Raw genomic sequence first — 19,788 nt, 5'->3', positions numbered from 1 at the left:
GTGGATTGAAACACGCTGCGCTATCCAGCTGACCGGGCCGCGATGGCGATTCGCCCGTCAGCAATGACGGGCGTGGATTGAAACGCGGCCGGCGACCTCAAGCTGCTGGTAGAGGAGGATTCGCCCGTCAGCAATGACGGGCGTGGATTGAAACATGGCATCACAATCCGGCGAAACCGTGGAATTTTATTCGCCCGTCAGCAATGACGGGCGTGGATTGAAACACCGGCACCGGCGCAACGGGCAAGTGGTAATGCTGATTCGCCCGTCAGCAATGACGGGCGTGGATTGAAACCTGCAGCTCTGCCACGCGCAGGTCACGTTCGGCCTGATTCGCCCGTCAGCAATGACGGGCGTGGATTGAAACAGTAGCAAAGGACCACAATGAAGCCAGACGAGATGATTCGCCCGTCAGCAATGACGGGCGTGGATTGAAACATTACGGGAACACGCACCAGGCACCCGCTGGAGCGATTCGCCCGTCAGCAATGACGGGCGTGGATTGAAACAGCGCATAAATGACGGCCAGGACAACGGCGGTGGTGATTCGCCCGTCAGCAATGACGGGCGTGGATTGAAACGCTTCACATCGGGACCGCCCTGCAGCACCCAAAACGATTCGCCCGTCAGCAATGACGGGCGTGGATTGAAACAAGCCGGTGCGCCCCGGGCAAGTGCGCGGCGTGCCGATTCGCCCGTCAGCAATGACGGGCGTGGATTGAAACCGGTCACGCGCGCAGAGGCGCCCGTGCTGGCATCGATTCGCCCGTCAGCAATGACGGGCGTGGATTGAAACAATGCGGCCTTCAAGGGCGCGTTTGGATCTGCCGATTCGCCCGTCAGCAATGACGGGCGTGGATTGAAATTTTTTATCGGGCGCCGGTTCATGAAGAGCGTAGTGCTGCCATCCATGGCCTGCGTCCTTGCTACGACGAAGGCATTCTGATAATTTGCCCGTCCCTTGGCTTTAGTAGCCCATCGAATAACGCTGACCCTTGAAGTTGAAAATGGCTGTTTTGGGCTTGATTTGTTCAAGTTCCAGGCCGGGCGCGGGTTTCTCGCCTTCATGAAACACCTGGCCGTTGATGATCAGCATGCGATGGGCGGCTGTTTCGGAATAGATGGAGCCGCTGATGGCGAGTTTTGGCAGTGCTTGCCGGATGTTCTCCGGCAGTTCACTGAGCGCGGGGCTGGGATTGGCCGGTGGGGCTGTAGGGGCCGCGACAAGGGGCTGGGCCTGTTGTTCACGCTGGCGTTCCGCTGGGGCGGCGGGTTTCGCCGGGACCTTTGCCAGGACGGGTGCTTTCATCGTCACTTGGGCGTTGTTGTTGCTGGTGCTGGTGCTGGTGGTGTTGCGGTTGACCGTGGTGGCGGCCGCTGAAGGCGGGGCGCTGGCCTGCATTGCCGGGGGGGCTGCTGCAGCAACAGGGGCGGGGGCGATTGCAGGGGCGGCAGCGCTTGGCGCTGGCGGTGACATTGTCGCTATCGGAGGCGGTGTATCCGGTGACTTCGCAGCCGGGGTGCTTGGTCTTGGCCAGTTCCAGAGCGCCAGGCACAGCAGCGCAAGGGCCACGCCGCTCAGCAGCAGGTAGGGCCTGACCGACTGGCGCAGCGCAGGGGCGGGCTTGCCCGGTGGTATGGCTTGGGTATGAAGCCCGGGAACGCGCCCGTGCGCACGCTCCGAGTCGGCTCTTTTGAGTGCGTCAAGAATTAAAGACATGGGCGGTTTTCAGGTCAGGGGGGTGGTGTGTTTTAAGTTTGCAGACGAGGCTCATCCATGCCCGTGGCACGGTTTAGCTGCATCACCGTCAGCGGGCCGGCTTGACCGTCGGGCGTCAACCCTTGGGCTAGCTGAAAGGCATAAATTTTGGCGCGCAATGCCGCTTCGGCCGATGGCTTTGCCCCCTGTGTGGCCTTGCTGGCTGCTGTTTGTGGTGCTGCTGCGCCTGGAACTTTGGCCAGCTGGGTGGCCAGCCAGTCGCTGGCGGGGATGGGCAAACCACTGGTGGCTTTTTCAGAATAACCTTCTGCGGCGCGCCACAGCGTGGCAAAGTCACCCCGCCAGATTTGCGCCAGCACAGGCAGCGGCACCGTGTGGGTTTGCGCGCCCCTGCGCAGGGTGGCCGTTTGCGCGGTCAGTCCGGTCAGTAAGGCGTAGGTGGGCGTGCTGTTCCCGTCAAAAAGGGTAACGATGCCTGGCCGGTTGAGCTCGCGCAGCAGGGAAAGAGCGGTTTGCTTGCTGCTGAAGCAGTAAACCCGCTGCTGCAAGGCTGCCCGGCAGGGGTCCTGATCATCCAGCGCCAGCCCCCAGAGTTGGCCAAGCGCTTGCCAGGCTTCATTCTGGGTGCGCCAGTTTGAGGAAAAAATCCCGGCCAAGTCGGTCTGGGACAGCAACACGGGGCTTGGTGCCGTGCTTGATGCGGGGCGCGCGGCGGGCTCGGCCACCGCGCTTGTCACGGCATCCGCAGGGCGCGATGGTAGGCGCCAGCCCATCTTGTCCACCACGGCCGCCCCCACCAGGAGCCCCGCCAGGCCGGCAACGGCCAGGGACACTGCCGGCCAGTAGCTGCGCGGCCTTGCTGCAGCGTCGATCCCGTCTGCTTTGCCTGATGCGTTTCTTTTGTGGTGCTGATCCGACCCAAACACCTCGCCAGCCGCCTGGTCCACCATGCGCCGGTCAATACGCGCCGTGCCGCTGGCATAAGCCCCCAGCAGCGCGCGGCCCGCCAGCAGGTTGATGCGCCGTGGCACCCCGCGCGCGAGTTGGTGAATGCGTGCCGTGGCCTTGCTGTCAAACGGTGTCGCGCCGGTCATGCCGGCCACCGCCATCCGGTGGGCAATGTACTGCGTGGTCTCTTGGGTCGACAGCGCGTCCAGGTGAAACCGCGCAATGACCCGCTGCGCCAGCTGCTCCAGTTCGGGGCGGGCCAGCATGCTGCGCAGCTCGGGTTGGCCGATCAGCACAATCTGCAGCAGCTTTCGCTCGTTGGTCTCCAGATTGGTCAGCAGCCGCAGTTGCTCCAGCACGTCGGCCGACAGGTTTTGCGCCTCGTCGATGATCAGCACATTGTTTTGGCCTGCCGCGTGCGTGCGCAGTAAAAACGCGTTCAGTGGGTCAATGAAATCCTTGGCGCTCGCTGCGCCCTGGGGCAGGTCGATATGAAATTCGTCGCAAATCGAGCGCAGCAACTCGGGCACTGACAGCTTGGGGTTAAAGATGTAGGCCACATTGCAGTTGTCCGGAATCTGCTCCAGAAAACAGCGGCACACGGTGGTTTTGCCGGTCCCGATCTCGCCGCTGAGCAGCACAAATCCGCCGCCGCCCCCCAGGCCATACAGCAGGTGCGCCAGGGCCTCGCGATGCCGCTCACTCATGAACAGGTAGCGCGGATCAGGGGCGATGGAAAAAGGGTCCTGGCTGAGGCCGAAGAATTTGGCGTACATCCCCTGATGATAGGGGGGCGGCGCAGCGGTGACGAATCGGGGGCCGGTTCATGGAAAGCCATATCGGCGATGACAGGTGATCGCTTGATTTTGCTATAAAAATAGTAGCTGATAGTGCTCGTATATATTGGGCTAGGCCCATTATTTTCTTGAAAAATGGCATCCGGAACGAAAGGATGCCGCTGCGGCCCTCAGTTCCGGAACCGCTTGCGCGTGAGCGCCAGCGCAACCCAGAAACCCACGACCGCATAGGTCACCAGCACGGCCAGGTGCAGCAGCGCCTGCGCCGGCCATTGGCCCAGGAACAGCGGGCGAATCAGCTCCACCGCAGCCGTCAGCGGCAGCCAGTCGGACACCACCCGCATCACGCCCGGCAACTGGTCGCGCGGAAAAAACACGCCGCTTAAAAACATCGTGGGCGTCAGGAACAGCGAAAAGTAATAGGTGAAAAAGTCGTAGCCCTTGGCCAGGGCGTTGAAGATCAGCGCAATGCTGGCGAACACGATGCCCACCAGGCCGAGCAGCGGCAGGGCCAGCAGCAGCATCGGGCTGTGGCTGATGCCCAGCGCCAGCATCACCACCAGAATCACGGCGCTGGTGAACAGCGACTTGAAAGCCGCCCACAGCATTTCGGCCAACACGATGTCGTCCAGCCGCACCGGCGCGTTCATGATGCCGTCCCAGGTGCGCTGCACGTGCATGCGCGAAAAGGCCGAGTACAGCGCCTCGAACGAGGCCGCATTCATCGCGCTCATGCAGATCGAGCCGCTGGCCAGAAACAGGATGTAGGGCACGGCCGAACCACCCAGCTGAACCTGCCCGACCAGTGCGCCCAGGCCGTAGCCAAAAGCCACCAGCGTGATCAGCGGCTCGGCGATGTTGCCGACCAGGCTGGGCACGGCCAGCTTGCGCCAGACCAGCAGGTTGCGCCGGAACACGGGCAGCCAGCGCCCGCTCAGTTGCGGCGCCCGGAAGAGTCCGTACCAGGTATTTTGGGTTTTTGGCATCAGTGGACTTCTGGAAATTCAATTGTCGGGATGCAGGGCAAGGCGCACGGAGGGTTTTTGGGGTCAGAGCCCAAATTTGCCGAGCCTTCGGCTCGCCCGTAGGGTGCGGTGCCACGCACCGCAGCGAAATTGGTGTCTGACCCCAATAACCCATGAGGATTCCGAGCACCGCGCAACGCAGCCATGCGCCCGAGAATTGGATTTAGAGAACGTCTCACTATGCGTCCTCCCTGATCTGGCGGCCGGTGAGCTTGAGGAACAGGTCTTCGAGGTTGGCGGGGCGGTGCAGCGTGCGCAGCTGCGGGTAGTCGCTCAGGGCGGCCAGCAGCGGCTTGGCCGCGTCGGTGTAGAAAAACACGGTTTCGCCGCTGACTTCGGTGCGCGCGGCCAGCGCCTTGATGGGCGAGTCCGTCAGCGCCAAGGCCCCCTCGCCATAGACCTCGACCACATCGGGTTCCAGGTTGTGCGCAATCAGGTCACGCGGTGCGCCTTCGGTCATTTTCTGGCCATGGTCCAGCACCAGCAGCCGGTCGCACAGGCGCTCGGCTTCGTCCATGAAGTGGGTCGTCAGCAAAATCGACTTGCCCTGCTGCACCAGCCGCTGCAGGCGTTCCCACATCAGGTGCCGGGCCTGCGGGTCCAGGCCGGTGGTGGGCTCGTCGAGCAGCAGCAATTGCGGGTCGTTGACCAGCGCGCGCGCCAGGCTCAGGCGCCGTTTCATGCCGCCCGACAGCTCGCTGAGTTTGGCGTTGGCCTTGTGGGTCAGCGATGCAAACTCCAGCAGCTTCGGGATACGCGCCTTGATCACCGCGTCTTTCAGGCCGAAATAGCGGCCAAACACCAGCAGGTTTTCAGCGCATGAAAAATCCGGGTCCAGGCTGTCAAACTGGCTGACGACACCCAGCCTTTCCTTGATGGCCAGCGCGTCACGCGGCATCTGCAGGGCGGGCGCCGCCGCGCCGTTGGGGAAGTAGGAAATACGCCCCGCGTCCGGGGTGGTCAGCCCCAGGCACATGCGGATGGTGGTGGTTTTTCCGGCTCCGTTCGGGCCAATCACGCCCAGGCATTCGCCCGGTGCGATGGAAAAAGACAGCTGGTTGACCACGGTGTTGCCGCCGTAGCGTTTGGTCAGGTTGGAAACTTCAAAAAGGGGCGGGCGCATGGCGCTATTGTGCCCATCCGTCAGATCTCTTTGCCCTTTGCGCCCGCTTATTCAGGCGTCTTCGCCATAGTCATGGTCAGGATGGTTCGCCGTGCTCAGCTTCCAGTAGCCCCGGCCCACGATCTGGCTGCGCGCCACACCCAGTTCGCCCGTCAGCAGCTGGCGAATGCGGCGCATGGCGCCCGCCTCGCAGGCCAGGTAGATGTTGTGGGTTGCTGCAGCGCTCGGGCCGGCCTGGCGCAGGGCCGCTTCCAGCGCTTGGCCGGCGCGGCTGTTGTCGGGGCCGCGAACGACCCACTGAACATCCAGTGGCGCGGCGCTGGTGAGGACGCGTTGCTCGGCGGCGTCGGCCACCTCCACCAGCATGCGGACCCGCGCCGTGGGCGGGAGGCTGGCCAGAATGGTTTCAAACGCCGGCAGCGCGCTGTCGTCGCCCACCAGCAGATGCTCGGTCGCCTGCAGCGGCAGCTTGTAGCCGGGGCCGGGTCCCATCAGAAACAGCACCTGTCCCACGTGCGCCTGCGCTGCCCAGGTGGAGGCCGGGCCTTCACCGTGCAGCACAAAATCCACATCGACTTCAAGCGCCTCGGGCCGCACCGCCAGCGGGGTGTAGGTGCGCATGGTGGTGGCGCGCGGGCCGTCGGGCAGGGGCCGGGTCGGCTCGGTCTGGCCTGGCTCGGGAAAGATCAGCTTCATGTAACTGGCCGGGTCGTTGACCGCGAAACCTTCGAGCTCGGCGCCTTTCAGCGTGATGCGGCGCATGGCGGGACTCAGTACCTGCACGCGGCTGACCTCCACCCGGCGTGGCGGGCGGCGTTTGCGCGGGGCGTTGTCAAGGGGTGGGGTGCTGGCGGTTTGGGGCATCTGGCGCTTTCTATCGGGCCCGGGGCGGGCGGCTTGACGGTGTTGCAGGTGAGAATGATTGTCAACCAAAAGGCATCAAGGGGCAGCCAGCGAGGGTTAAACCCGCTGGCGGCGAAGGCTTGAAGTAAAGTAGTCAGGCGCGAGCGTGCTGCTCACGCCACCCGGCCCCCCGCGGTCTTTCTGCCATTCATTTTTTATTTTTTCATTGCTTATGACCACCATCGGAACTCCTTTGTCCCCCCACGCGACCAAAGTCATGCTGCTCGGTTCGGGCGAATTGGGCAAGGAAGTGCTGATTGCGCTGCAGCGCCTGGGCGTGGAAACCATCGCCGTCGACCGCTACGACCACGCGCCCGGCCAGCAGGTGGCGCACCATGCGCGCACCATCACCATGAGTGATCCGGCGCAGCTTAAAAGCCTGATTGAAACCGAGCGGCCGCATCTGGTCGTGCCCGAGATTGAGGCGATTGCCACGGCCATGCTGGAGGAGCTCGAAGCCGCTGGCACGGTGCGCGTGATTCCGACGGCCAGAGCCGCGCGCCTGACCATGGACCGCGAAGGCATTCGCCGCCTGGCCGCTGAAACGCTGGGCCTGCCGACCAGCCCCTATGTGTTTTGCGATTCGCTGGCCGAATTGCAGGCGGCGATTGATTCCAAAATCGGCTACCCCTGCATCGTCAAGCCGGTCATGAGCTCGTCGGGCAAGGGCCAGAGCAAGATTGCCGCACCGGGCGATGTGCAAGCCGCCTGGGACTGCGCGATGGCCGGCGGCCGCGTCAGCCACGGCCGGGTGATTGTGGAAGGCTTCATTGATTTTGACTACGAGATCACGCAGCTCACGGTGCGGGCCCTGGGTGCCGATGGCCAGGTCGAAACGCATTTTTGCGAGCCGATTGGCCACCTCCAGGTCAATGGCGACTATGTGGAAAGCTGGCAGCCGCACCCGATGCAGCCGGCCGCCCTGCAAAAGAGCCGGGACATCGCCAAGGCCGTGACCGACAACCTGGGCGGCCAGGGCGTTTTTGGCGTGGAACTGTTTGTCAAGGGCGACGACGTGTGGTTCAGCGAAGTGAGCCCGCGCCCGCACGACACCGGCATGGTGACGATGGCGACGCAGTGGCAGAGCCAGTTTGAACTGCATGCGCGCGCCATCCTGGGCTTGCCGGTCAACACCGCGCTCAAGAGCCCGGGCGCCAGCGCCGTGATTTATGGCGGCGTCGACGCAGCCGGCATCGTGTTTGACGGCGTGGCCGAGGCGCTGCGCGTGCCCAACACCGATGTTCGCCTGTTCGGAAAACCCGAGAGTTTCGTCAAGCGCCGCATGGGCGTGGCGCTGGCTTTTGACAGCGCGCTGGAGGTGGCGCGGGCGCGGGCCAAACAGGCTGCATCGCTGGTGAAACCCCGCGCGGCAAGTTAATGGGAACGTGTGAAATGGTGATCTGGAGAGGTTGAACGGTGAGATGTCTATGTTTGGGGCTGATGCGTCGTGGGTCGTCTTGCTGGCCGCGCTGACATGGCTGGGATTGCGTGCCTTGAGGGGGCGCTACGCAAAGCATCGCAGCCCGCCATTCAGCCGATGATGCCGATGACCTGAATGCACGCAGCCTTCACGCCCAAACGCGCCTGCTGCAGATGCTGGCGGCCGGTGGGCGCAGCATGCAGCGCGACTATCCGCAGCATCTTCCCGTTTTCTGAAGGCGCAAGCGACCCTGAAACAACCGACGTCTAAGTGCCTGAGGCTGGCTGGCGAAGCGCCAGGTTCAGCTGGTCGACCAGTTCCGCCCAGTCGGCGTCGTCCAGCTGTTCTTCCCGCAAGAAGGCCGACTGCGCCGGTGTCCAGAAAGCGGCGTCGGGCAGATCAATGTCTGCCGCCAGCGGTGCGTGCGTGGCAATAAACTGTGCAATCGCCTGCGCGTCGGCAGACAGGCCCAACTGGGCAAAAAGTTCGCTAAAGCGATGAATGGGCTGGTCCATGGTCGTCCTCAAGGTATTTCAGGTGCCCGTGCCATGGCTTCGACTACCGTGCGGTGTAGCCGCCATCAATCACCAGCTCGGTGCCTGTCACGAATTTGGATTCGTCCGAGGCCAGATAAACCACGCCCATGGCGATGTCGTCGGGCTCGCCCACGTGACCCAGCGGGTGGAGTTCGCCCAGCGCTTTGCGGCCGGCGTCGGCTTCGCTGCCTTGGGTCTGCAAAAAACCTTGAACCATGGGCGTCCAGATGAATCCGGGGTGGACCGAGTTGACGCGAATACGGTCAGGGGCATAGATCAGCGCGTCGGTCTTGGACATCAGCCGCACCGCCCCTTTGGACGCATGGTAGGGCGGAACATCGGGCGCGCCGACCACGCCATAGATGGACGAGAGGTTGATGATGCTGCCAGCGCCCGCGCGCTTGAGGTGCGGGATGGCGTGCTTGACGCCAAAGAACACGCCCTTGACGTTGATGGCCTGGACCTTGTCCCATTCGGCTTCGGTGATCTCGTGCGTGGGCTTGTTGGCCCCGGCAATGCCGGCGTTGTTTACGAGCACATCCAGACGGCCAAAATGCGCGGCAGCCGCGTCCGTGGCGCTCTGCACGTTGGCCTCGCTGCTGACATCGACATGCCAGTAGCGCGACGGAAAGCCTCGCCTTGCGAGTTCGGCGGCCAGCGCTTCGCCTTGGCTGTCAAGTATGTCGAATACGGCAATCGCCGCGCCTTCTTCGGCCATGCGAATCGCGCACGCGCGCCCTATGCCGAGTGCGCCGCCGGTGACGATGGCTACCTTGCCTTTGAGTCTGTCCATGCGAAATATTCCTTTGTGCAGCTGGAGCCGGGCGAATGCCTTCCCCAGCGGTCCATTTGGACAGCGGATAGGCGCGCCGGCATTGCGTTACATCAATTGTCGATTCGATGGGCCAGAAAATAGCGCCAATGCGCGCCGCAGCCCGCCTTTCAGCTGCATCCGGCCCCTGCGCGCAGGGAGCACTGCAGGGCATAGCCGGGTGACTCCACCTGCAGCGTGACATGCCGGATCTCGAAGTGCGCATGCAGTTCGTGCTCGGCCTCGTGCAGCAGCGCGTCGGCGTCCGCCGCCGGATCAGACAGTACCAGGTGGGCCGTCAGCGCGATTTTCGAGGTGCCCATGGCCCAGACGTGCAGGTCGTGCACCTCGCCCACCCCCGGCAGCCCCAGCAGCAGCTTGTGCACGGCGTCCAGATCAATGGCCTCGGGTACGCCGTCAAACAGCATGTGCAAGGATTGACTGAACAGGCTCCAGGTGCCCAGCACGATCACCACCGCAATCGCCAGGCTCATGACCGGGTCTATCCAGGCCCAGCCCTGCCACAGGTAGAGCGCGCCACCCATCACCACGCCCAGCGATACCAGTGCGTCGGCCGCCATGTGCAGGAAGGCGCCCCGAACGTTCAGGTCGCCTTTGCGGCCTCGCATGAACAGCAGGGCGGTGGCGGTGTTGACCGCAATGCCGACGCCTGCCACGGCGATGATGGTCCAGCCCTCGGTAGCCTCGGGCGATCCCAGGCGGCCGACTGCTTCCCACGCCAGCGAGCCCATGGCCATCAGCAGCAGCAGGGCGTTAAAGAACGCGGCCAGAATGGATGCCCGCTGCCAGCCATAGGTGTGGCGGGCATTGGGCCGCAGCTTGCCGGCCAGCGCCCCGCCCCAGGCCAGCACCAGGCCGGCCACGTCGCTCAGGTTGTGGCCGGCATCGGCAAGGAGCGCCAGCGAGTTGACCTTCCAGCCATACCAGGCCTCGATGGCAACAAACAGCGTGTTGAGAACAATCCCGATGGCAAATGCGCGGTCGAAGTTGGCCGGCGCATGGCTGTGTCCATGGTCGTGTGCGGCGCTCATGGGCGCGGTCCTTTGGTGCTGGCCATGCACCCTTGTTGCGGTGGGATTCCCTCTTTGGTATGGGGCATGAAGGCTTGGCAGAACGTAGTTGAGCGAGAAATTAGCGACAGGCCTTCAGGCCGGGGCCGGTATCCAACGCCCTGAAGGGCGATGGTTTCAAGCAAGAGGTGGATTTTCGATGAAAGTTCATGCCGGGACGAAATGGTGGATCACTCAGACCCCGAGTCATGCGTTGCACATCGCGAGGTGTGGGGCGAAGCTTTGACAGGGGAAACCGGCAGACCAGCCATTGAGCCGCGAAATCACTCAATCGGGATGTCCACGAAGTCAGCTATATCGGAAGTCATGGCCTGCTCCCGCGCGGTCTGAGGCCCTGAGTATGTCGGGAAGCAAACTACACGGAAGCCAGAATATCTCGTTTGTGCCGGATCCACAAGCATCATCCGGGAATCTACAGGTAACCTTTTTTCTGCTCAGGGCAGGATAAGCATTTTCATCGCACCCTCCGCCTTTTGGTCGAAGGTTGAGAAGGCCTTGTCCACATCAGACAGCGAAAACGTATGCGAAAAGTATTCCTGCGGATTAATCACGCCCCGCTCCATCATGCGCAAGGCCTCCCACATGTACGGCTGGACATTGGCAAAGCCATTCATGTGCAGCGTGATGTCGCGCAAAAACACGTCTGCCAGATTGAGATTGAAACTGCTGTCGCAAAACACACCCAAAGCCGCGACCGTGCCGCCGGGACGAACCAGATCGAGGCTCATTTGCAGGGTTTCGGGATAGCCCACCATTTCGATCACTTTGTCGAAGCCGCGGCCGCCCGCGAGTTGCAGCGCTTTGTCCTTCCAGCCGTCTTCGGCTGAATTGATGGCAACCGCCCCTTTTTTGGCAGCGGCTGCCAAACGGTGGGGCACGGTGTCGAACGCAACGACCCGGCCCGGACCCCGGTGCAGGGCAATATCCAGTGCCATCAGGCCGGTCGGGCCGCAGCCGACAACCGCCACGCTCTCACCCACCTGAATGTCGGCCAGATGGTTGGCGATGACGGCGGTGGGCAGGTTGCACGACAGCGTCAGCGCCGCACTGTCGGATATTCCATGGGGCACTTTCATGGCATGGCCGTCCGCGTAGGGCATGACCAGGGTTTCCGCGTGCGTGCCATTGAGGTTGCCAAACGGCACGCCGAAACCATAAACCGCTTTCTGCGTCGTTTCGCAATGCGCGGTCTGGCCCGCCTCGCACATGTAGCAGTGGCCGCACGATGCCGAGTACCCCATGGTCACGCGATCGCCCCGCTTGAAGCGGCCAACGGCCTTGCCGATATCGAGCACCTCACCCACCAGCTCGTGGCCGGTTTGCGATTGTCCCTTTTCCATGATGGGGTCGAGTGCCCCGCGATACAGATGCAAGTCGGAACCACAGATCGAGGTCGCCGTGACCTTGACCAGCATTTCGTGGTCGGCGCGAATGACAGAATCGGGGATGTTGGTGCAACGGATGTCCTGCGGACCGAAGTAAACTGCTGCTTTCATGGTGTTGTCTCCTTTACGGTGAATGGACGGAGGCGGCGCCTCCTTTTTCCCCTGTGTGGCGTAACTGATCAGGTATTTACGTGCCCGGGAAAAATCGGCGAGAGTGATCCCCTCGCCGAAGTGGGAGCGGGAATCCTGTTTAGAACCTGTGCGTATAACCGATGGTCACGTTGTTTTGTGAATGGCTAACTTGAATCGGCGCTGAGGTATTCGGCAGGCTCGCGTTGCCCATCGATTCCTTAAAGGCGTGGGCATATGCAAAATCAATACTATTCTCCTTGGAGAAAGCATAAGAAAAACCGGCCGAAATGTGTTTTCTGGGGATTGCAGGAATCACAGCAAAAAGCGTTTCTGAGCGCAGCGCCTGAGTTGCAATTCGGCCACCGCCACGCAGCGTCCAGTTACCCGTCTGGTAGGCTACACCGACAGACAGGATGGTCTGATTCTTGTAATTTTGCGGCAATAGGATGTCAAGGGTGCCCCCACTGTCTGAGACAAAACCGACATTGATATCTTTCATTGCATGCTTCCAAAATACTTGCGAAACATCGGCGGCCATCATCCACTGATCGTTGAAGCGGTGGCTTAAGCCAATATCCAGCTTGGCGGGCATCTGGAAATTACGCACCTTGATATTGCCCTGCAGAGGGATCTGTCCCGCAATCCCATCGATCGCAGTGAGCGTAGCCCGTCCTTGCATGTCATTCACTTTACTTTCCATGGCATAGTCAGCGCCAAACAAGGTGTCATTCGACACCTTGTAAGTCATCCCGATACGCCCACCAAAACCCCAGGCGTCAACGCCGCTGGCCAGGGGCTGGTTCTTGGTCAGGCTGACGTGGGCACCACGCAAATCGGGCAAACCACCGAGCACAGGCACCAGACTTCCGCTCACCCGCCCGGCGCCAATCAGCGCACCAACCTGGTCCGCGCCAAGTAACATATCGAGGTTCAAACCCTGCCACATCGCATCAATACTTCCCCCCACAGCCAGTTTGTCGTTGACTTGGTAGCTCGCAGCGAAGGGTATGTTCAATACCAGCAAACGGCTTGAGTTTTCGAGCCCGGTGTCCAGGCCGCCAGTAGCACGGGAAAGAAAGCTGCTCTTGCCATATTCGGTGCCCAATCCACCTTGGGCAAAGGCGCCAACCCCAAGTGCCAGTGCGCCATTTCGGTAGGTATAAGCAGCCTCGGGAGCCAGATAGGGTCCGCGGTTATTGGAGCGGTTGTTGGACGAGACACTTTCTCCAGTCGCCTGGTTTTTTACGTTGATGTCGGTGGTGATCAGATCCAGCCCCAGATGAAATTCAGAACCTGGGGTCATCAACGACAGCGTTGCCGGGTTGGTCATCATGCCAGCGGCACCTACATTGAATGCCGTGGCCGCCCCGCCCATGGCGTGGGAGATGGGTCCGAAACCTTCCAGCCGGAAGACGTCTGTGGCGTGAGCCATTTGAGATGTAGAGGTCAGGCAGGCCGCGGCAATGACGCCAAGCGCATTTAATTTGGATTTCATTTTCTTGTCTCCTCGTTTTGATGTGAATATATTTTTATTACCAATGAATGAGAATTCTTAATCCGTGGACTTGAAGCCCACGATATTCAGCTTCAAAAGAAACGATCGAAGTGGACCTGCTCGAAAGGTACCCGGTAACCCACCATCAACATTTCCTGCAAGGTCTGCGTCATCGGCGGCGGACCGGCGAAGTAAAACTCGAAATTGGGCAGGGCGTCCCCGAAAACACGTCGCACCAGTTCATGGACAAAACCTGTTTCACCGCTCCAATGCGCGCCAGCCTCGTCACCGGGCAGCGAGACCACCGGATGGAAATGGATGCGATCGCCATAGCCGGGAAGCTCGCGCAGGAAGGTTTCGCCGCAGATGTCGCGCGGGGTTCTGCCGCCATAAAAAAAGTGGAGCTGGCGGGTCTTGAGCATGCCGGATTGCGCCGCTCCTCGGGCAATCGACACCATGGGCGCCAGGCCCGAGCCCCCCGCGACGCAGACGATGTCGCGGGCGACCCCGGTTCGCAGATAGGCCAGGCCATAAGGGCCGTCGATCTCGATCTCTTCGCCGGCGTGAAGATGATGAAACAGCTTGTCGGTGGCCGCGCCATTGGCCACACGACGAATCTGAAAGTGCCATTCACCTGCGTTGTTGCCGACATTGGACATTGAATAGGCGCGGGGCGTGCTGACGCCAGGAATCGAAAGCATCGCGTACTGGCCGGCCAGAAAATCAGCGCCGCCCTCGGTGATAAAGCGAAACTCGCGAATGTCATGCGTGATCTCGTGCATGGCAACGAATCTGGCGCGAAGACGTTTGGGCGTGATGACGGGCAAACATTCTGGCGCCATCCGTACCTTGATGCGCAAGTCGGTGCTGGCCCTGCATTGACAGGCCAGCAGGCGCCCTTTTCGGCGGTCCCGCTCGGTCAGACCTGGGGCATCCGGCCAAAGATGCTCCACCTCACCCTCCAGCAAGTCGAACTTGCAACTACCGCAACCACCGGAGTTGCATTCGTAAGGAAAACCAATCCCGGCGCGCAAGGCCGCACGCAGTACGGTATCTTCCCCTGTCTGGTCAAATGTACTTTCCTCGTCTTCGGTCGTTATTTTGGCCTGGGTCATAAACAATTCCATTGAATGGGTTTTGGACTGCACCGCAGGCGCCTTATCGGTGCCTGCGGTGCGCCGGGAACGGACTTACAGTCCCAAGGAACGGCGGAACTCGCGGGTGGCCTGTTTGGCCGATTCGGCAGCGCCAGGCACATCGGCCAGCGCGCCGCAATAGGCCTCGATGGCCTGGTCGGCCAAGGGTTCCCACTTGGCGATCCAGCCCTGGATGACTTCTGCGTTGCCCGGCTTTTCAAGCGCCATCTTGACCAGGGCCGTTGCCCAGCGGCGATGCCGCGCGGCATCAATCAGTTGCGCGTCGTTCAGCAGGCCCAGCAGCATGTCACCGTTATGACGTGCCGATTCGCCCAGTTTGCGCAGTACGGCCTCGTCGATGGCAGGCTTGGCCACCAGGTTAAGGGCCACAAAAGCCTCAGCCCAGTCCCAGGTCACAAGAACCTTTTCCATCAACTCGCGCAAACCCTGCCATGCCGTATCGGTTTCCCAATAATGACGCTCATCGGCAGCAAAACCCTTGTCCGCGAAAGCCAGCGAGAGCTCCTTGGTGCGGTAAGCGGTATGACTCAGCCATCGGAAAGAGTCTGCCATCTGAAAATAATTGCAGTTGGTGATGGTGCTGGCCGGCGCCATCTGACCGACGTAGGCCGAAGCCATCTGCACGGTGTGAAAGAGGTAACGTGCCGGCGTGTACATCCGCGCCAGCGTGCCGGCCCAACGGGGGTCAAGCGATTTGTCATGTTCACGGCTGTTGAACTGGTCAAACAGGCCGAAGACATAATTTTCCTGACCGTCCTGCATCATGTTGTAGCTGCGGTAAACCACCTCCTCCGGATCGCGAAAGGCGTTCCAGTCATCATGTTTGAGCGGACTGCCAAAGGTGTTTTTCTTGCACCATTGGTTCATGGCCAAATCGGGATCGAGCTCATACGGCGCATTGGCATCACGGTCGTTGTAATGCAGGTTGGCGCTGACGATCTCATATTCGCTCGGTTTGCGGCGGCGTGCTGCCAGATGACTCCAGGTCTTGAGCGGCTTTAATACTTGAACTTCTGACATGATCTGTCTCCTCTATGGATTAGTTGTTTCCGGGCATGGGCCGGTACTGGGTTTGGTTCAGAGATGCTTGGTGAAATAAAACCGAACCTGATCAGGCAGCGTCTCGATCCGTCCGGCGAAGGAACTCAGATCAACTTCCAGGTCGTTCATCTTGAACGGGCGTCCCAGCGCGCGTTCAATCGTCTCCCGCCGCAAAATCAATTCATCATCGGTATCGATGCGCAGGTAGGCGCGTTTGTCATCGACCCGTATGTCCCGGTCCGGGTTGTCTTCCCTGGCCGCCTCTACCACGGCCATGGCCAGTTCCCCCGCCCGCATCACGGGACCGACCCGGTTGTTGCCATGTTTGTTGACGATTGCATTCATTGCTGTCTCCTTGTTTGTTTGTTTACTGCGCCGATTCAGGTGTGCGCAAACAGGGGTTTGACACCCTCGGTTTGAACCAGGACATCGTCGCCCTCGATCTTGACCGGGTATTCGGCCAATGCGCAGTCGGAGGGATTGATGCCCTTGCCAGAACAGGCATCGAACTGCCAGAGGTGCGCCCGGCAGATCACCGTCTTGCCGTCGAACTTGCCTTCCGCCAGGGGAATATCCTGATGGGGACACATGCCCTGAAAGGCCTTGATCACACCACCCTCGGCACACACCAGCAAAATATCCTGCCCGTCCACCTCGAATGACTCCATTTCACCTTCCCAAACGTCGTCGAGGGTGCACACTTTTTTGAATGTCATGTTTGCGTTTCCTGTTTGCGAAATTCGCGGCCATCCTTGATAGTCGCCGCGATACTCCGTCATGTCCTTAATGTTTGGGGGCTTCCCAAATGATCTCTATGGTTTCGGTCGGCTTGAAGCCCGCTTCAGCCACCTTCATGGTGCGCGGCAAAAGCTCCTCGCTGCCTTGCCGGCGGACACGAAGAATCTGCCCCGGCCGCGCCTTGACGCGCCGCCCCACCGAATGATGGGCGGCGGCCGCGGCCACTTCGTCCATGGTGTTCTCGGTATCGACCGGCAGCAGCTGCAGCACGAAGTCGCCTTCAAAATTGGAACTCAAGGGAAATAAAGCCATTTCTGTCTCCTGTATCAGGTTAATCGTTGAGCCGGCGGTCATGGCCGCCGGCTCAATCTGTCAGCGGGTTTCAGCTTGCCTTCTTGGCGGCACGCATGGTCTTGTAGACCTCGGCCCATGCATAGTTGTGCGCATCGTCACCAATCTCGCCCGGGGCCAGGCTCATGTAGTTCAAGGCGCCTCCCAGATCCATCGGCTGGATCATGCCGGCGAGGAAGCGGTCGACCAGGCTCAGATGGCCGGCATAGCGCTCCGGCTCCTGCTCGAAACACCAGCGATCCTGCTCGGAACCAAAGTGGTACAGGCGGCCCTTGTACTCGAGCGGGAAGTCCTTGACGTTCCACTTCTTGCCCGGCGTGTAGTTGATCGGCAGGTTGCACATGTTGCACACCATAGGCAGCGTCTCGGGATAGGTCATGGCCATATTGCCGTCGACCACGTTGTCGATGATCACATCCCAGCACTGGCCCCAGGTGTCGTTCCAGCCGGGGTACTTCTCTTCGAGCCACTCGCGTTCGGCCGGCGTGACGCCCGCTGCCGGGTTCCACCAGACGGTAGGCCGCCAGAACCAGACGCCGAGGTGCATGCCGTGGTGCGTCTCACCCAGCTCTTCGAGGAAGTGATCCCAGTACCAGGGCAGATCGAGTCCGAGGTCCGTCAGGGCACGTTCGAACTGGGCCACGATCCACTCCTCCATGAACTCCTTGAACGACTGCTTGCGGTGCTCCAGTGGCGTGTAGTAGTCCATCATCGGACCGGTCAGGACCGAAAACAGTTTCCAGGCACGCCAGAAAGCGATGTCCACCTTTTTCTGGGCTTCCGCCTTCTTGCCATTTTCAATCAGCACCTGCAAGGCCGGCCCGCCGATCTGGGCGTGGCGGGACTCGTCGGTCTGTATGCTTGAAATCAGGCTGGCGAAGGTGTGATCCCCGGCTTCCGCCGCGTCCGCCGCCAGGCCCAGGAACTGCATGTTGGTGAAGCCGGTTTCAAAGCTGAAGGTCAGCATGATGGACACGCTGATGGCATCGCGCGTCATCATGATGTCGTCAAAGAAGTGACGCGCCGCAATCATCGCCCACTCATTGGTGTCAATCGCCTTGTGCGCCCAGTCCATTTGACGGTCTTTTGACACATGCTCGTGCGGGAAATAGAGCTGGATCTGGCCGTGGCGGATTTCATCGAGACAGCCCATCGTCGCCATGTTGCGCATGCCAGGCGCCTTGGAGAAGCGCATCATCCGCGCTTCGGCGCTGGCCGCAGCATATTCAAGTCTCGCTAATGCCCCGTAGTGGGCCTTGATCACCGACTTCCAGCCCGGATCCGAGTTTTCAAAAATTTGGGAACGTTCCAGTGCGGCCTTGACCGAGTAGGCGCCTGCATCCTTCTCACGCTGAATCTTCACGTATTCAGGGTAAGTCTGCTTGTAGGGTTCATCGTATTTTTCCCACGCTTCCTGGGGCAGACCATAGTCACCGGCCAGTTCTGCCGGAAACAGCTCCAGTTCCGTGACATATTTCGGTGACCAGTTGGTCGTCCTGGCGATGTCATACCAGTCCATTCGATTCAGTAAAGCCATTTTCAGTCTCCTTCTTTAGAAATCGGGGCGACATGCCCCGTCTTACGAACCACCCGGGCTGTTACCTGCCCAGTGCTTTTGCACTGGTGCCGGCAATGCCCCAGTTCTCCTTGGGCACGTCATGGATCCAGACCCTGACGTTTTCCTTGGGCGCGCCGATAGCATCGACCAGCGCCTGCGTGACCTTTTCAATCACCGCGCGTTTTTGCTCTTCGGTGCGGCCTTCGATCATGTAAATCTGTGCAAATGGCATGTTGGGTTCTCCTGATGGGTGAGGGCTCAAACAAACCGGAGGCTGGTGCTGCCCATGCCCTGCACGCGCAAGGTGACGTTGTCGCCCGCCTGCACCGCCACGGCTTCGGTGATGCCGCCCGACAAAATCAGGCTGCCCGCCGGGATGCACTCGCCGCGCGCGCCCAGGTGGTTGGCCAGCATGGCAATGGCCGCAGCCGGGTGGCCCAGCACGGCGGCGCCGGCGCCGAAGGCCACCGGCAGGCCGTTTTTCTCCAGCACGATGCCTACGGTTCGCAGGTCCACGCCCGACACGCCCATGGGCTGACCGCCTACCACGAAACGCACCGCCGAGGTGTTGTCGGCCACCACGCTTTTCAGATCGAACTTGAAGTCGCGGTAGCGGCTGTCGATGACCTCGATGCCGGGCATCACAAAATCGGTGGCGGCCAGCACCGCGCCGATGTGGCAGCCCGGGCCGCGCAACTCAGCCTTGGTGACAAAGGCCCTTTCGGGCTCGACGGTGGGGTGGATCTGCTCGCTCACCTTGCACTCGCCGCCGTCGGGCACGGCATAGTAGTCGGCCATGAAGCCGAACACCGGCGTGCTGACACCCATCTGCTTTATCTTGGCGTGCGAAGTCAGACCAGCCTTGAGGCCGATGATGCGGTGGCCGCGCGCCAGCTTGCGGCGGCGGATTTCGTCTTGAATGGCGTAGGCGTCATCCCAGTCCATGTCGGGGTAGTCGTCGGTGATCTTGCTCGTGTCCTGCGCCTGCAGTTCGCAGTTTTCCAGGCGTTCGGCCAGCGCGGCAATGGTTGCGGAGTCGAGTTTCATGCGGCTACCTTGTTGGAGTTTTTACGCTCACGCGCCATGGTCATGGCGGTGTCTTCGATCATGTCTTCCTGCCCGCCCACCATGCCACGGCGTCCCAGTTCGACCAGGATATCGCGCGCCGGCACGCCGTACTTCACACTGGCGCGTTTGGCAAACAGCAGGAAGCTGGAATAGACCCCGGCATAGCCCAGCGTCAATGAATCGCGGTCGATGCGGATGATGTGATCCATGATGGGCACCACCAGATCCTCGGCCACGTCCTGGATTTTGAACACGTCAACGCCGGTCTCAATCCCCATGCGCGCGCACACCGCGATGAACACCTCCATCGGCGTATTGCCGGCACCGGCACCCAGGCCGGCGGCGGCGGCATCAATGCGGTTGGCGCCGGCCTCGATCGCGGCGATCGAGTTGGCGATGCCCATGGCCAGGTTGTGGTGGCCGTGAAAGCCCAGTTCGGTCTCGGGCTTGAGCGCTGCACGCACCGCACCCAGACGCGCTTTCACATCC

At 61.1% G+C, this 19,788-nt stretch carries 19 protein-coding genes, 1 pseudogene and 1 CRISPR repeat array; of the genes and pseudogenes, 1 reads left to right on the top strand and 19 read right to left on the bottom strand.

Annotation, left to right across the window (positions count from 1 at the left end; translation table 11 throughout):
- Positions 1-47 precede the first annotated feature (47 nt).
- A CRISPR array of direct repeats spans positions 48-866; the repeat unit is 37 nt; unit sequence GATTCGCCCGTCAGCAATGACGGGCGTGGATTGAAAC.
- A 101-nt stretch (positions 867-967) separates the two neighbouring features.
- The 5 genes from Q8K05_RS02425 to Q8K05_RS02405 all read right to left on the bottom strand — a co-directional run bounded on the left by Q8K05_RS02425 (position 968) and on the right by Q8K05_RS02405 (position 6,477).
- Positions 968-1,720 carry a general secretion pathway protein GspB gene (locus Q8K05_RS02425; RefSeq protein ID WP_305244949.1) on the bottom strand — a complete coding sequence of 251 codons (753 nt, stop codon included), beginning with the start codon at positions 1,718-1,720 and terminating at the stop codon, positions 968-970.
- A 32-nt stretch (positions 1,721-1,752) separates the two neighbouring features.
- Entirely contained in the window at positions 1,753-3,444 is a 1,692-nt protein-coding gene (locus Q8K05_RS02420) for an ExeA family protein (RefSeq protein WP_305244948.1), read from the bottom strand.
- A gap of 191 nt (positions 3,445-3,635) precedes the next feature.
- Positions 3,636-4,451, bottom strand: coding sequence for an ABC transporter permease (locus tag Q8K05_RS02415; protein ID WP_305244947.1), 816 nt, complete (start codon positions 4,449-4,451; stop codon positions 3,636-3,638).
- A gap of 217 nt (positions 4,452-4,668) precedes the next feature.
- Positions 4,669-5,613: an ATP-binding cassette domain-containing protein gene (locus tag Q8K05_RS02410; RefSeq protein WP_305244946.1), complete on the bottom strand. Its 945-nt coding sequence runs from the start codon at positions 5,611-5,613 to the stop codon at positions 4,669-4,671.
- A 51-nt stretch (positions 5,614-5,664) separates the two neighbouring features.
- Positions 5,665-6,477: a siderophore-interacting protein gene (locus tag Q8K05_RS02405; RefSeq protein WP_305244945.1), complete on the bottom strand. Its 813-nt coding sequence runs from the start codon at positions 6,475-6,477 to the stop codon at positions 5,665-5,667.
- Between the two features lie 211 nt (positions 6,478-6,688).
- On the opposite strand from Q8K05_RS02405, the gene purT reads away from it, so the two are divergent.
- Complete coding sequence (gene purT, locus Q8K05_RS02400) at positions 6,689-7,894, top strand: formate-dependent phosphoribosylglycinamide formyltransferase (protein ID WP_305244944.1); 1,206 nt, start codon at positions 6,689-6,691, stop codon at positions 7,892-7,894.
- A 308-nt stretch (positions 7,895-8,202) separates the two neighbouring features.
- Here purT and Q8K05_RS02395 read toward each other — a convergent pair whose 3' ends face one another.
- The 14 genes and pseudogenes from Q8K05_RS02395 to bphI form a co-directional block, all read right to left on the bottom strand.
- Positions 8,203-8,451: a DUF2789 domain-containing protein gene (locus Q8K05_RS02395; RefSeq protein WP_305244943.1), complete on the bottom strand. Its 249-nt coding sequence runs from the start codon at positions 8,449-8,451 to the stop codon at positions 8,203-8,205.
- Between the two features lie 43 nt (positions 8,452-8,494).
- A complete protein-coding gene (locus Q8K05_RS02390) occupies positions 8,495-9,265 on the bottom strand; it encodes a glucose 1-dehydrogenase (RefSeq protein WP_305244942.1) in 771 nt (256 codons plus the stop codon).
- A gap of 149 nt (positions 9,266-9,414) precedes the next feature.
- Entirely contained in the window at positions 9,415-10,335 is a 921-nt protein-coding gene (locus tag Q8K05_RS02385) for a cation diffusion facilitator family transporter (RefSeq protein WP_305244941.1), read from the bottom strand.
- Between the two features lie 473 nt (positions 10,336-10,808).
- Complete coding sequence (locus Q8K05_RS02380; RefSeq protein WP_305244940.1) at positions 10,809-11,870, bottom strand: alcohol dehydrogenase; 1,062 nt, start codon at positions 11,868-11,870, stop codon at positions 10,809-10,811.
- A 139-nt stretch (positions 11,871-12,009) separates the two neighbouring features.
- Positions 12,010-13,386 carry an OmpP1/FadL family transporter gene (locus Q8K05_RS02375; protein ID WP_305244939.1) on the bottom strand — a complete coding sequence of 459 codons (1,377 nt, stop codon included), beginning with the start codon at positions 13,384-13,386 and terminating at the stop codon, positions 12,010-12,012.
- A 92-nt stretch (positions 13,387-13,478) separates the two neighbouring features.
- Positions 13,479-14,501: a 2Fe-2S iron-sulfur cluster-binding protein gene (locus Q8K05_RS02370; protein ID WP_305244938.1), complete on the bottom strand. Its 1,023-nt coding sequence runs from the start codon at positions 14,499-14,501 to the stop codon at positions 13,479-13,481.
- A gap of 75 nt (positions 14,502-14,576) precedes the next feature.
- Complete coding sequence (locus Q8K05_RS02365) at positions 14,577-15,563, bottom strand: aromatic/alkene monooxygenase hydroxylase subunit beta (RefSeq protein ID WP_305244937.1); 987 nt, start codon at positions 15,561-15,563, stop codon at positions 14,577-14,579.
- Between the two features lie 57 nt (positions 15,564-15,620).
- Positions 15,621-15,929, bottom strand: a complete 309-nt coding sequence (locus Q8K05_RS02360) for an MmoB/DmpM family protein (protein WP_305244936.1) — start codon at positions 15,927-15,929, stop codon at positions 15,621-15,623.
- Positions 15,930-15,964: 35 nt separating this feature from the next.
- Entirely contained in the window at positions 15,965-16,300 is a 336-nt protein-coding gene (locus Q8K05_RS02355; protein WP_305244935.1) for a Rieske 2Fe-2S domain-containing protein, read from the bottom strand.
- A gap of 67 nt (positions 16,301-16,367) precedes the next feature.
- Positions 16,368-16,634, bottom strand: a complete 267-nt coding sequence (locus Q8K05_RS02350) for a toluene-4-monooxygenase system B family protein (protein WP_305244934.1) — start codon at positions 16,632-16,634, stop codon at positions 16,368-16,370.
- Between the two features lie 70 nt (positions 16,635-16,704).
- Positions 16,705-18,210 (bottom strand): aromatic/alkene/methane monooxygenase hydroxylase/oxygenase subunit alpha, encoded by a 1,506-nt coding sequence (locus Q8K05_RS02345; RefSeq protein WP_305244933.1) that lies wholly within the window; start codon positions 18,208-18,210, stop codon positions 16,705-16,707.
- Positions 18,211-18,271: 61 nt separating this feature from the next.
- A complete protein-coding gene (locus tag Q8K05_RS02340) occupies positions 18,272-18,463 on the bottom strand; it encodes a 2-hydroxymuconate tautomerase (protein WP_305244932.1) in 192 nt (63 codons plus the stop codon).
- Positions 18,464-18,489: 26 nt separating this feature from the next.
- Positions 18,490-19,278 carry a 2-oxo-3-hexenedioate decarboxylase gene (gene dmpH / locus Q8K05_RS02335; protein WP_305244931.1) on the bottom strand — a complete coding sequence of 263 codons (789 nt, stop codon included), beginning with the start codon at positions 19,276-19,278 and terminating at the stop codon, positions 18,490-18,492.
- Positions 19,275-19,788, bottom strand: a pseudogene (gene bphI / locus Q8K05_RS02330) (4-hydroxy-2-oxovalerate aldolase BphI); the annotation flags it as partial. The pseudogene bphI and the gene dmpH, both read right to left, overlap by 4 nt.

The organism is Polaromonas sp. (assembly GCF_030682935.1).
Classification (GTDB): Bacteria; Pseudomonadota; Gammaproteobacteria; order Burkholderiales; family Burkholderiaceae_C; genus Polaromonas.
This window is presented reverse-complemented; position numbering and strand designations above follow the sequence as displayed.